Source organism: Methanosarcina mazei S-6, from assembly GCF_000970205.1.
Lineage (GTDB): Archaea > Halobacteriota > Methanosarcinia > Methanosarcinales > Methanosarcinaceae > Methanosarcina > Methanosarcina mazei.
This window is the reverse complement of sequence record NZ_CP009512.1, coordinates 658,231-672,155: the sequence shown is the minus strand read 5'-3', so window position 1 is coordinate 672,155 and position 13,925 is coordinate 658,231. Positions and strand designations below refer to the sequence as shown.

10 protein-coding genes and 1 pseudogene are annotated in these 13,925 nt (G+C 37.1%); 9 read left to right on the top strand and 2 right to left on the bottom strand.

The window, feature by feature from the left end; translation table 11 throughout:
* Positions 1-37 precede the first annotated feature (37 nt).
* Genes MSMAS_RS02920 through MSMAS_RS02910 form a run of 3 tightly spaced genes read left to right on the top strand, consistent with a single transcriptional unit; the run spans position 38 to position 6,439 of the window.
* Complete coding sequence (locus MSMAS_RS02920) at positions 38-2,080, top strand: type I restriction-modification system subunit M (RefSeq protein WP_048046314.1); 2,043 nt, start codon at positions 38-40, stop codon at positions 2,078-2,080.
* Positions 2,077-3,447 (top strand): restriction endonuclease subunit S, encoded by a 1,371-nt coding sequence (locus tag MSMAS_RS02915; protein WP_052728055.1) that lies wholly within the window; start codon positions 2,077-2,079, stop codon positions 3,445-3,447. Before MSMAS_RS02920 ends, MSMAS_RS02915 begins: the two co-directional genes overlap by 4 nt.
* Positions 3,440-6,439: a type I restriction endonuclease subunit R gene (locus tag MSMAS_RS02910; RefSeq protein WP_230633335.1), complete on the top strand. Its 3,000-nt coding sequence runs from the start codon at positions 3,440-3,442 to the stop codon at positions 6,437-6,439. The genes MSMAS_RS02915 and MSMAS_RS02910 overlap by 8 nt, the downstream gene beginning before the upstream one ends.
* A gap of 226 nt (positions 6,440-6,665) precedes the next feature.
* Here the strand turns inward: MSMAS_RS02910 and MSMAS_RS02905 are convergent, their stop codons facing one another.
* Complete coding sequence (locus MSMAS_RS02905; RefSeq protein WP_048046312.1) at positions 6,666-7,466, bottom strand: hypothetical protein; 801 nt, start codon at positions 7,464-7,466, stop codon at positions 6,666-6,668.
* Between the two features lie 762 nt (positions 7,467-8,228).
* The gene (locus tag MSMAS_RS02900) at positions 8,229-9,017 is read right to left on the bottom strand and encodes an HFX_2341 family transcriptional regulator domain-containing protein (RefSeq protein ID WP_155395329.1); all 789 of its coding nucleotides are present in this window, start codon (positions 9,015-9,017) and stop codon (positions 8,229-8,231) included.
* Positions 9,018-9,150: 133 nt separating this feature from the next.
* On the opposite strand from MSMAS_RS02900, the gene MSMAS_RS02895 reads away from it, so the two are divergent.
* From MSMAS_RS02895 to MSMAS_RS02865, 6 genes and pseudogenes are all read left to right on the top strand, one after another.
* A complete protein-coding gene (locus MSMAS_RS02895; RefSeq protein ID WP_155395328.1) occupies positions 9,151-9,420 on the top strand; it encodes a hypothetical protein in 270 nt (89 codons plus the stop codon).
* A gap of 121 nt (positions 9,421-9,541) precedes the next feature.
* A complete protein-coding gene (locus MSMAS_RS02890; protein ID WP_048046309.1) occupies positions 9,542-10,531 on the top strand; it encodes an SMODS domain-containing nucleotidyltransferase in 990 nt (329 codons plus the stop codon).
* A 38-nt stretch (positions 10,532-10,569) separates the two neighbouring features.
* Entirely contained in the window at positions 10,570-11,457 is an 888-nt protein-coding gene (locus MSMAS_RS02885; protein WP_048046308.1) for a ubiquitin-conjugating enzyme family protein, read from the top strand.
* Positions 11,458-11,499: 42 nt separating this feature from the next.
* A pseudogene (locus MSMAS_RS18015) lies at positions 11,500-12,596 on the top strand (IS630 family transposase).
* Positions 12,597-12,629: 33 nt separating this feature from the next.
* Positions 12,630-13,478, top strand: a complete 849-nt coding sequence (locus MSMAS_RS02870) for a HesA/MoeB/ThiF family protein (RefSeq protein ID WP_080942063.1) — start codon at positions 12,630-12,632, stop codon at positions 13,476-13,478.
* Complete coding sequence (locus MSMAS_RS02865) at positions 13,456-13,923, top strand: Mov34/MPN/PAD-1 family protein (RefSeq protein ID WP_048046307.1); 468 nt, start codon at positions 13,456-13,458, stop codon at positions 13,921-13,923. The genes MSMAS_RS02870 and MSMAS_RS02865 overlap by 23 nt, the downstream gene beginning before the upstream one ends.
* Positions 13,924-13,925: the final 2 nt, after the last annotated feature.

Sequence of the window (13,925 nt, the reverse complement as noted above, 5' to 3'; positions counted from 1 at the left end):
TTTACAATTAACATATATTTATGAGGATCGTGATATCTTGAATAATTTCCAGGACAAGGCCAATTTCATATGGAGTGTAGCAGACGAAGTTTTAAGGGACGACTTAAAATCAGGGAAATATAGGGATGTAATATTGCCATTCACAGTCATAAGGAGGCTTGAATGTGTACTTGAACCCACCAAGGAAAAAGTAATCCAGAAAAATGAAGAATTGAAAGGCAAGGTCAAGGATAGGGAAAGTGCCCTATGTCGTGAGTCCAAACAAAGGTTCTACAATACTTCCGAGTATGATATGAAAAAGCTCCTTGACGACTCGAAAAACATAAAAAAGAATTTCCTGGCATATATCGATGCTTTTTCTGAAAATGTCAAGGAGATCATATCTAAATTCAAAATTGAAACATATATCGACCAACTTGATGAAAACAACCTTCTTTACCTATTAATCAGTAAATTTTCCAATGTTGACCTGCATCCAGATGAAGTCAGTAATATCCAGATGGGGTACATTTTCGAAGAATTGCTTCGGAAATTCAACGAAAGCATGAACGAAAATCCTGGTGAGCACTTCACCCCACGTGAAGTAATTGCCCTGATGGTACACCTTTTGTTCTACCAGGACAAGGATATTCTTAGCCAGAGTCACCCAGTACGTACTGTATACGATCCAGCGTGTGGGACTGGAGGGATGTTAACAGTTTCTAAGGACTATGTTCGTGACTTCATCAATCCAGATGCAGACCTGCACCTTTACGGCCAGGAAGTCAACCCTGAAACCTATGCCATCGCCAAATCCGAATTATTGCTCAAAGGAGACGGTCGTGATGCCGAAAACATAAAGGAAAAATCAACACTTTCTAGTGATGCACATCCGACTATGACCTTCCACTACCAGCTTGCTAATCCACCTTTTGGTAAAGACTGGTCAAAGGATAAGGAGAAGGTTGAAGAAGAAGCAAAGAAGGGTTTTAGTGGCCGTTTTGGTGCAGGGCTTCCGCGTAAAAGTGATGGTCAACTTTTGTTCCTACAGACTATGATCTCAAAAATGAGGGCTCCTGAAGAAGGTGGAGGTCGTGTTGCTATTGTAATGAACGGATCTCCACTCTTCACAGGTGATGCAGGATCTGGTGAGAGTGAAATTAGGAGATGGATCATTGAGAAAGATTATTTAGAAGCGATTGTAGCACTACCTGACCAGTTATTCTACAATACAGGTATTTTCAGTTATGTCTGGATACTTACAAACCGCAAAGAAGAACGCAGGGAAGGTAAAGTTCAACTTATCAACGGAACTACATTCTTTGTAAATATGCGAAAAAGTCTTGGTAACAAAAGGCACGAAATTTCATCTGAACAGATAGAATATCTAACGCTTATACACAACAGCTTCAACGAAAATGAGCATTCTCAAATTCATAATAATAATGAGTTCGGCTACCGTAAGATTACCATCGACAGACCTCTCAAGTTAAGTTTCCAAGTAACCGATAACTGTATCGAGATGCTGAAAGAACAGACAGCATTCCAGAATATCTCAGTAAGTAAAAAACGAAAGAATAATGAAGAAAAAGAAAAGGAAGAAGCTGAAGGTAGAAGATTACAGGAATCTGTCTTAAAAGTTTTATCGGGAATGGATAAAACTATTGTGTATAAGAACCGCGATGAGTTTGCCAAGGTTCTGAATAAAAGCCTGAAAAACGCAGGATTATCAATAGAATCACCTGTGAAAAAGGCTATTTTTTCCGTAATGTCGGAAAGAGACGAAACTGCTGATATTTGTAAGGATAGTAAGGGTAATGTTGAGTATGACTCAGATCTTCGGGATTATGAGAATGTACCTCTGAGTGAAGATATTCATGAATATTTCGAACGTGAAGTCAAACCTTACGCCCCCGATTCCTGGATAAACGAATCAATAACTGACGAGAAGGATGGTAAAGTCGGTAAGGTAGGTTATATTATCAATTTCAACCAGTATTTTTATGAATACCAGCCCCCGCGTTCTTTAAAGGAAATCGAAAACGATATCAACAGCCTAGAAAGCGAAATTTTGGATATGCTGGGAGTGATGAGGCAATGAGTGATTTCCAGATTGAAACAGTGAGCGACTTCCAGGTTGAAGCGAGGAGCGATTCCCAAGTTAAATGTATAGGTATCTCAGAGCTAGATCTCTATCCAGAGTATAAAAATTCTGGCGTTGAATGGATTGGAGAGATTCCAAAGGAATGGGATACAGTTAGAATTAAATGGTTGTCACCAGTAAAACGAGGAGCATCTCCAAGACCTATTGACAATCCAATATATTTTGATGATGATGGAGATTTTTCTTGGGTTCGAATTGCTGATGTAACATCAAGTGAACGTTATTTGGAAGAAACTACACAGAAACTTTCTAAGTTAGGGAGTTCTCTAAGCGTAAAGCAATACCCTGGAGATTTTTTCGTGAGTATTGCTGGATCTGTAGGAAAACCAATTATTACAAAGATAAAATGTTGTATTCACGATGGTTTTGTTTGGTTTCCTTATTTAAAACTGAACTCCGAATACTTATACTATATATTCACCAGTGGAGAACCATACAAAGGGTTGGGCAAATTAGGAACTCAACTAAACCTTAATACTGAAACAGTAGGTAATATTTCAATCCCATTGCCGCCAGATGAATATGAAATTAACGAAATAGTTGTTTTCCTTGACAGAGAAACATCCCGAATCGATACACTTATAGAAAAAAAACAGCGCTTTATCGAACTTCTGAAAGAAAAACGATCAGCTCTGATCAGTCATGCAGTCACGAAAGGGCTCGACCCTGATGTATCTATGACAAATTCGGGTATTGAGTGGGTAGGTAAGATCCCAATAGGATGGCATATTACAAAATTGAAATATTTGGTAAATTTAAGAAACGAAAAAACTAATAATGTTATTAATTATTCTACAAAAATTGCATTAGAAAATATTGAAAGTTTTACAGGTAAATTGCTTAATTCTTATTCTGATTTTGAAGGTGATGGGACAATAATCAAAGAAGGGGATGTCCTTTTCAATAAGCTGAGACCGTATCTCTGTAAAGCAGTTATTGCTCCTTCAGAAGGTGTGGCAGTTGGAGAATTGCTTGTTTTTAGGATACAGGAAACACTTCTTGAAAGTAAATTCTTACTTTATCGTATACTTACGCATGAATTCATTTCACTTGTTGATGGGGCTACATACGGAACAAAAATGCCACGCGCAAGTTGGGAATTTATCAAAAATATTGAAATTCCTGTTCCATCCCTTCCTGAGCAACAAGCCATAGCCTCATACCTTGACCGTGAAACCGCCCAAATTGATACTCTCATAGAAAAAATTAAACAATCTATTGAACACCTCAAAGAATACCGTACAGCACTGATTTCTGGTGCTGTGACGGGGAAAATTGATGTCAGGGGGACTGTTTGTGAGTAAGCCTTATGAATATAAGTTCGAAGAAGATATCGAATTATCACTCATCCGCAATAATAAATACGTTAAACGCACGAGCAGTAACTACGATCCCGATCTTTGTTTGGACCCTGATATGCTGTTTGATTTTATCAGGGCAACCCAGTCTGAAGAATGGAAAAAGCTCAAATCCAGACATGGGATGGATGTTAAAGAAAAGTTTCTTGACAGGTTGACCAAAGACATTAAAAAGCGTGGCACACTCAAGGTTCTTAGAACTGGTGTAAAGGATGTTGGGTGCCATTTCGACCTTGTATATTTCAAACCCGAAAATGGACTTAATGTAGAACACCAAGATAAATACCGTGCAAATATATTTTCAGTCATCCGTCAGCTACATTATAGTACGAAAACCCCTAAAAAATCCATTGATATGGTTCTGTTTATAAACGGTATACCTATTATTACTGCTGAACTCAAGAGTCCTCTTAATGGGCAGAATATTGAACATGCAATCAACCAATATAAGGAGCGCGACTCAACTGAGCCTCTGTTAAGTTTTGGCAGGTGTTTTGCACATTTTGCAGTGGATCCACGCCTTGTGTTTATGACTACAAAGGTGATGGGGGAGTCTACGGAGTTTCTGCCTTTCAATAAGGGGTATCAGTACGGTGCAGGTAACCCTCCAGCGTATGGTGAAGATAATTACGATACGGCCTACTTATGGGAAGAGATCTGGAAAAAGGATATGTTGCTGGACATCATGCAGAATTTCCTTCAGATCGTCAGCAAAAAAGGACAAAATGGAGCCATTTCTACTCAGTTAATTTTTCCGAGATATCATCAACTTGATGCGGTCAATCTCCTGGTAGAAAATACAAGAATTAATGGCGCTGGTAGAAAATACCTGATAGAGCATAGTGCGGGCAGCGGTAAAAGTTATACCATCTCACGTCTTTGCGATAAGCTATCAGGTCTGCATGACGAGAGCAATAAAAACATTTTCGATTCCATCATTGTCATTACCGATAGGCGTGTCCTTGATGATCAGCTCAGCCAGACTATACTCGGGCATGAGCATGTCGAAGGTACGATAGTGAGTATTGAGAAAGACAAAGCCAAAAATCTCGCGAAAGCTATTGAGAGTAATGTAAAAATTATTATTGTTACATTGCAGACGTTCCCATTTGCAATTGATTTCTTCCACAAAACCCCAGGTAAACGGTTTGCTGTTGTTATTGATGAAGCACATTCATCTCAGACAGGAGATACTGCACGTGATCTCAGGAGAGTACTTGTAACTGAGGACTCAGTAGAATACGAGGATGAACAGGAAAAGGACGTAGAAGATATCATCAATGAAAAAATGGAAGAAATTACTACGGACCTGAAACTTCAACCCAAAAACATCAGTTTCTATGCGTTCACCGCTACTCCCAAGAACAAAACTCTGGAAATGTTCGGGGAAAGGCAGCCAGACGGAACTTTCGAACCTTTCCATCTGTATTCCATGAAACAGGCAATTGAAGAAGGATTTATCCTCGATGTTCTTCAGAACTACACCACATACACTATGTACTTCGAGTTGATGAAAAAAATTAAAGATGATCCTCAGTACAAAAAAACGATTGCATCTTCCCTTCTTAAGTCCTATGTCGGTTCGAGTGAGTATGCCATCAGGAAAAAAACTGAATTAATGTTGAATCATTTCTGGACAGGAACAAAGGACCGTATCGGCGGTCGGTCCAAGGCAATGGTAGTTACAAGCTCCAGAGCAAACGCTATCCGATACGAACTGGAATTCAAAAAACAGGTTAAAGAAAAAGAGTACCCATTTGAAGTCCTCGTCGCGTTTTCAGGGACTGTAAAAGGTGAAAATGTCCGTAAAGTCTATACGGGAAAAGACTTCACAGAATCTGGTGAGAACGGTTTCCCTGAAAAACACACAGCGGAAAAATTCAAAGAAGATAAGTACAGGATTTTGATAGTAGCCAACAAATTTCAGACAGGCTTTGACCAACCTCTGTTACATACAATGTATGTGGACAAAAAACTTGGAGGGGTAGAAGCTGTACAAACTTTAAGTCGTCTGAATCGTAGACATCCAGAAAAATCTGATACCATGGTACTGGATTTTGTAAACGACGCTGAGATGATTAGAGAACCATTTCAAAGGTATCATGTCAAGACCATTCTTACTGAACCCACTGACCCAAACAGATTGTACGATTATGAGAACCAGTTGAAAGATTTTGCTGTATTCGACAACTCTGATATCAATAAATTTGCAGTAGAATATTTTTCAAGTAAAGGAAAGCAGACAGTATTATACACCTCCCTCCGTCCTGCAATTGAAAGATGGGGTAGGCTTGAAGACGACGAAAAGCGGGATTTCAAGAAGAGGATGGCAACCTTTGTACGTCAATATGCTTTTCTCTCACAAATTATCCCGTTCTTTGATGAGAAACTTGAAAAGTTTTACCAATACTCAAAGTACCTTGTAAAGGAACTCCACGTGGGTCTTGACAGGTTGCCAACTGAAATAACGGAAAAAGTCAATATGAGCTCCTTCAGGATACAAGAAACAAGCAAGGGTAGCATCCTTCTTTCTGACGATGATGGACGCCTGCGCCCTGTTCCCGAACCAGGTGCAATCCATTCAATAGAAGATGAATTGACTCCTCTCTCTGAGATAATTGAAGAGATCAATGAACACTTTGGAACCGATTTCACTGAAGAAGATAAAGTTGGACAAGCACTTGGTTATCTGGAAAAAAACCTGACCGAAAATCCACGCCTTGTAGCTGCAGCAAATCCTGCAGTCAACAAAAAAGAAGATTTTGATCTTGTATTCAAGGAGATCGTTTCAGATGAACTCAATGAACTTATCGAAGTGAATATTGACCTTTATTCCAAAATAAAAGATGATGCAGATTTCGGAAAGTTAGTCAAAGAAATGTTATTGAATAATGTATACAAGAAGCTTGTAAGTAAGGATTCATTGGTTATCAGTTAAGGAATTTTCTTGCCTGAAAGCTATCGATTTTGTACCAGAAGGCTGCCTTAAATTTTGGCCTTTTTACATGAAATCGATACCCAATTCCAGCCCATTAGATGGTAAAATTTTGGGGAACTGTTGCGAAAATGGAGGCAATTTATCACGATTTGTCACTTAACCGAAGATGCATGAAGAGAAATGTTGTTTGAACAACATTTGTGTGGACTTTATAATCTCAAAGTTTCTATGGAAATTCAAAATCAATATCTTGAAGGATCTTCCTCAGGTCGTTACCATAACTTTCATCAGCCGTTCCATCGATTACTTTATACTCACAATTAACAATATCCCCATTCTTGATCACTGTTTTCAATCTCTTTTGTTCAATATTTTTTAATTTGAGCAATGGTATTTTCCAGCTTCCTGCTAATTGATCAGAATGTTTCATGACCTCCATTGCTTTCTCTTTATTAAATTCATACATTAGACGAAGAGTCAAAAAAGAGTTAATAAATGACTTAAAATAACCATACTCATTGTCACTGGAGTTTAAAGTCTTAACAGCTTCTACTCTATTGGATAAGTAGTATGTTTCCGCTAGTATCAAATTATGGCATAATGCAAATTCATAAATTGATTTATCTACATTCCTTATTTCTTCTTTATCGATATATATTCCTGGAGATTGGATAATGTTTAATCCTTTTCTTTCTGCAGTCTCTGCAGTATGGATATACTTTATATCAGATACAAACGCGATTATGGATTTTTCAGATGTTCCTCTGCATATCTGCCAAAGAACTTCACTGTTGAGATTTTCGTTGTGGATAAAATCTTTCTGAAGAATAGATCTCCAAAACTCGCATTCATTTTCACTTTTATGAGGAAGCCACATTCTTTTAAAATCTTTACCTTCAATTCCATAAAAAGGAAGCTTTGTATCGCTTTTAATTTTTAACAAAGTATTGTACTTTTTTAAGACGCCTTCCATACACGACTGCATCCCTGAATTTATCACACTATCTTCACTGCATTTTATTTTCATATGAATTTCCCCATATTCTCAATTATATTGGATTAATGTATAAACCAAAACAGTAATAAATGTCTTTAAAAGTATGCTCCTGCAACTATATGAATATTATGAGGTTTTAGTACTGTTGAGAAGCGAGTCTGGAAGATAAAACTTGAGGCGCCATGGACGCCTGTGAATCTGAGCTTGAAAAAGCTGTGCTCCAAAAGACATTTCTTGTACTAAATCAAATGCTTTCACAAACAAGAAAAACTATTGGATACAAATGAAGGGTAAACTGCATAGGTTATTAGTTGCGGATCTTAGTGCAACACAAAGAAAGCGTGCAATTTCGAACAAAGATCTATAAAGTCTTATAAAGTCCTTGAGATACCAAAACTGCCCAATTATCATATATTTGGATTCTAGCACCTTTAGCTGCATTAATAACTTGTCAGAGTAACTCTTGCTCAGTATTAAGAATAAATGTCTATCCGAAAAGTGGTTACCTGCAGTAACTTTTACAATATGCGACATGCAAAACCGCAACGACTACTTTGATATTATAGACCTATTATGGTGTTTCGACATACATTGCTGACTTTTCGGACAGATTCTTAATATTATTGCTAGAAATGCAAAAAGCAGGGAAATTATAGTAAATTTGCCAAAGAAATGCTACGGAATAGCGAGTGCAAAGGTCTGTAAATTGGATCGAATATAAAGTAACTCGCTCTAAATCGGACTAGACAAAATATCAAGAGGTCGTCGAAGATTTTCTAATTGACACCTTGTTCATTTTCTGTTTTCAAGAATGCAGCTGATTTTAGCAATTACATCTCCTGATCCTGTCAGCTTAATTCCTTTTTCCCTTCCACTTCTGTTTGTTGAAACGAAACCGTGCGTTTCTAATTTTTTTATAACTTGAGAATACTTGTTTCTGTTTGAACCAGTATACTCAATATGAAGTCCATCTTCCACCAAAGACTTAAGAGAATTGTATTTTTCTTTTTTGGCACTACTTATTGCCTTTAACACATCAAGTTCATCTTTATCAGGTGGCTCCATTTTCAGAACAGGAATCTCAATGGGCTCTTTTACGCCAGTGCTAAGATATCTTTTATTTTGAAGTAAGTCATTAATAATCTTTTGCGAGGAATCATCGGTATGGTTATTTAAAAGGGGAATTAACTCAAGTGAAAGATAACTGACTACAGGAACATAATATATCCTCGCAGAAAAAAGCGAAGCCGCCATGTATGAGGCCTGAGTCATTATTTTCGTGGAAGAGGAAATATTTATGTAAATCATTTCGCCTTCAGTATCTTCCCTTTCTCTCGAAATAATTTTTGCCAAAATTTTGATACAGTTTGCGAAATCTAATAAGTTTGCCGATTCTTCTTCAACTTGTACATGTTTCCCGATCCCTTTTATAACCTCAGATTTTATATTTTTGACCTCTTTTTCGATATCATTCTGCATAGTCCCTGTCAAAAGAATAACTTTTGATGGTGGGAACTTACGGAACCCCTCAACAAATCTCTCTGGTGAATCCAAACCTATAGGAACTATATGAATTGCCATTACTTTTCCCTTATTTTCATATATTTTTCATGATATTTATTAAATTTTGTGATAATGTGTCACCACATGTAGTTATAGTCACTCAAATATTATGCATATTGTAATTTCAATCAGAAATCTAGGGAGAACTAAATTGAGTTTAGAAACGGGCCTTGTGAAATACTGTGTGAATACGCCACTGACGATAGTCGGTTTCTTGTCAATGTATGCTTTTGGGGGAGTCATTCTGACATTTCTGAATACATTTCATGAAATACTTTCAGGGAACTTCATAGAAGCTTTCTTTGAATACTTTATTTTCAGTGCCTTACCCCCAACTTCGGTCTATCAGGTACTTCTTACAGTTGCTGCAGGTACAACTGTTGCAGGCTTAAAATGGTATGTGGCAATGTCAAGGAGATAAGAAGGAACATACGGTGAAGAAATTCGATAGCTTGAATTACGAAAGATGGAGAACTACATAAAGAAGATATTTTGTATGAAATTGTGATGGGGTATATAATAGTTAGATTGAGGAATAAAATATGATTGGCCAATCAAGTTTTCTAAGATTTCTAAGTGATATTGAGCCAAGTGACAGCACAAAAGCAAGTGCTAAGTCTGCTCATGAAAACTTACGTTCCTTTTTACAAGACCATGAAATTTTTAAAGAATATCACGTTAAAACTTTTCTTTCGGGTTCGTACAAAAGAAATACTGCAATTCGACCAAAAACTAGAGATGGAGAAAAGGAGCGCCCTGATATTGATATCATTGTCGTCACAAACCACACATTAAGCGATGATCCTCAAGAAGTAATCACTTTATTATACAATACTTTGAAAAACAAATACCCTGATATCCGCAAACAGAGCCGTTCAGTGGGAATTACTACCAGCACTGTGGATATGGATGTCGTACCGATAATTGCACCATTTGGCCTAAATAGTAAATTGTACATACCAGACAGAAAACTGGATAACTGGTTAGAAACAAATCCACCTGGGCACACTGAATGGACAACAGAAATTAACAAAAATTTTGACGGCCGATTTAAGCCAACCGTAAAGCTTTTTAAGTGGTGGCGTCGAGAAAACCCAACAATTAATAAAAAACCAAAAGGTTTTGTGCTTGAATGTATTGCTGCAGAATGTATGGACCCTGATGTGGACCAATATCCAGAACTGTTTGTTGGGATGTTTGAAAACATAGTCTCAAACTATTCTACAGATATACGGCTAGGAAATGTTCCTCACATCGAAGATCCTTCAGTTTCAGGAAATAATGTGACTGATGGTATGAGTTTTGCTGCATTTGAAGGATTCTACAATAAAGTAAAGAATCATGCTGAGATTGGGAGAAAAGCAATTGTAGTTGAGGATGAAAAGAGTTCTTTGGAGTTGTGGTCTAGTATTTTTGGAGATCGTTTTTGTTTATCTTGCAACGCTAGCTCTTTATTGACAGAAGCATATGTACCGCCCTTGTCATTTCCAAAGAAGCCTGTTCAGCCGAGAAAACCAGGGGGGTTTGCCTAACGAATATTTGGTACTTAAAAGACCTTGCTCGCCTGCAAATGGAAATTGAAGAAGTAGAAAAAATAAAAAAAGAGGAATTGTGGCTTTGTGGAGATAAGTGGGATATAGAAGGTTCTGTTCTTGTTTTGTTTGCTGATCTGTTAATTCATAGCCATATTTACAAAGTTAAGTTAGCATATCCACCTCTTTTTCCAGATACTCCAATAATGGTAACACCTGTAGAAAAAGATGTTAGATGGTCCAGCCACCAATATTTAAGTGGAACTCTCTGCTTGGAGTGGGGTCCAGACAACTGGCGGAGTGATGTTACTGCTGCAGATATGCTGAACAGTATGTATAAACTAATTGAGACTGAGAATCCCCATGGAAACGACAATGAACATCAAGCAGTACCATCGAGGCATTTTCTAACTGATGGTCAAGTAAACCGAGGAAAATACCTTCGTCTTGTTTTAGATAATGAAGTTGTTAACCTTATTAGAAGCCTCCCTATATCTGAAATAATTCCGTTTACTGCAGTTTATAGTCCAGGTAATGACAGTTGGACATTCCATATTACAAAAATAATTTTATCAGACAGTACCTGGACTAATGGAAAAATACCTCTAAAACTCCAAGACAAAGACTTATTTAGTTATCAATATGGAATAATATGCCATATAAATGTAAATAAAGATCAATTTTCAAAAATTACCTTGTTTGAAGAAATTGAAGCCATTATCCAAAAAGAAGTTGGTGCAAATATAGTTCTGAATGAAGTCAAAGATCCAGAAACCAGAAATATGCAAAAAATAGATTTGTTGACCTTTCTAACTCAAGAAAATGATATTGTTTGCTTATGGAGAGCTAACGATAAAGTTTACAGTGTATCAATTATTGAAGATAATGATCATACGAACAGAAATCCTAGTGTCTCAACCATTTAATTATTAGTCATCATTATAAACGTTGAATACTTTTATACCTTCATGCTACAGATTCAACTTGCAGATAATGAAGTAAATTTCCTTCAGGATTTTGTGAGAAAAGGACGTAAAAGCGCAAGAGAACTAACTCGAGCCCGTATTCTCCTTCTATCAAACCAGCAAACAGAAATCACTGAAATCGTGAAAATATTAGGTATTTCCAGGAGTACCACTTTGAATATACGGAAAAGATACCTTGATGAAGGTCTCCCCAATGCTCTTTTTGACAAATCAAGATCTGGTCAACCTATAAAATACACTGAAAAACATGTTGCAGAAGTAATCGCTTTAGCCTGCAGCAGTTCCCCTGATGGAAGCAAAAGATGGTCTCTTTCCCTGCTTACTGAAGAACTTAGGAAAAAAGAAGGATTTGAAACTATAGGTAAAGAGAGTGTCAGGCTTATTTTGAAAAAAGCAAAACTAAACCTTGGTTAAGACGGATGTGGTGTATTCAGACTATCGATACTGAATATAGAGACAGGATGTATGACATTCTTAGTCTGTATGAAGAGGATTATGATCCTAAAAAACCTCTTATCTGTCTTGACGAGAAGCCTAAGCAACTGCTCAGGGATAAAAGAATGAGCATTCCTATGAAGCTTGGAAGTTCAGAAAAATATGATTATGAGTATGTCAGAAACGGAACAGCAAACATATTCATGGCGGTAGAGTTCAAAGCAGGAAAAAGGGTAACTCAGGTAACCAAAAGAAGAACAATGAAGGATTTTGCACAATTCATGAAGATTCTTGTCACAGAAGAATATTCTGAAGCAGAAGTCATCAGACTGGTTACGGATAATCTCAATATCCATAAAGAGAAGTCATTCTACGAAGCATTCTCAGAAGAGGAAGCAAAGAAGATTCTGGACAAGATAGAGTTCCATTACACGCCAAAACATGCAAGCTGGCTCAATGCTGCTGAAATCGAGATCAATGTCATGGATATCGAATGTACAGGAAGAAGGATCGGGGACATCGAGACGCTTAAAAATGAAGTGGATTCATGGACAAAGAGAAGGAATGAACACAAAAGGAAAATTGAATGGAAGTTTACAAGGAAGAATGCAGATGAGAAAATGTCAAAGTATTATGTGAAATAATTAAATGGTCATGACACTAGTTATTTAGCAAACATAGCCTCAAAAAAAGTTGGAATTGTAGGTTTGGGTTCTGTTGGTAGCAAAGTTGCAGTTTCTTTAGCACGAGCGGGAATAAATCAATTTTATCTAATTGATGAAGACCTATTTTACTCCGCGAATATTCAGCGCCATGTATTAGACTGGAGAAATGTAGGCGAGCATAAGGCCAAAGCGTTAGAAAAAATTTTAGCATATATCTCACCTAATATCCAAGTTGAGAGTGAAATAATAAATTTAGTTGCGCAAGAATCAAACACATATCTTAACCATACTTTAACTAAATTAGGTCAATACGATCTTATAATTGATTGTACAGCAAATCCTACAGTTTTCAATATTTTGTCTGCAATATATCGGGTCTATGGAAAATCAATAATGTGGTGTGAAGTTTTTGCAGGTGGAATTGGAGGAATGATTGCACGGAGCCGCTACAGCAAAGATCCAGCTCCCAAACTCATAAGAGAAGCTTATAATAACTACATCATTGAAAATCCCTTTTCTGAACATAAAACAATTGGAGATTATGCTGCAGAAGATGCTTCTGGGCAAATCTTTACCGCTTCGGATGCAGACGTTTCTGTGATCTCAGCTCATTTAACCAGATTTGCTATTGATACAATACTTGACTCCGAAGTCTCAATGTATCCCTATTCTTTGTATTTGATTGGAATATCTAATGCCTGGGTCTTCGACCAACCCTTCTGCACGATACCAATCGCGACAGCTGGCCTGGAAATAGAAGAGAATATTCCCAAATTAAATGAAAAAGAACTAAGTGATGTTGTCAATTTTTTAACGGATTTAATCGAGAATTCAAACCATGTTCACGATACTGATAAGTGAAAAACTAACTTCTCGTTTAATAAGTGAATTAAAGGAGTCGAATGGGCGTGAAATAGGTGGTCTTTTGATGGGAGAGTATGTTTATGAAAACGTTTTTAGGATCTCTCATCTGACTGTCCAAAGAGAAGGAGGGGATATAAATTGTTTTGTAAGGCAAATGGGAGATAAAGCAAAAGAAGAACTTGAACTTTTTTTTGAAGAATTTGATCATGATTATGAAAAATACAATTATCTAGGAGAATGGCACTCTCACCCCTCATTTCCTCTGATTCCGAGTAAAAAAGATCAGTCCACTATGTGGGAAATAGTAAATGATCCTGAGGTTGGTGCTCTCTTTGTAGTACTTCTTATAGTTAAGTTAAACAATGAAAATCTAAAAGGTGGTGTAAATGCTTTTGTTCCTGGTTTCCCTATTTTTCAAGGAAAATTGGTAGAGGAGAAATAATA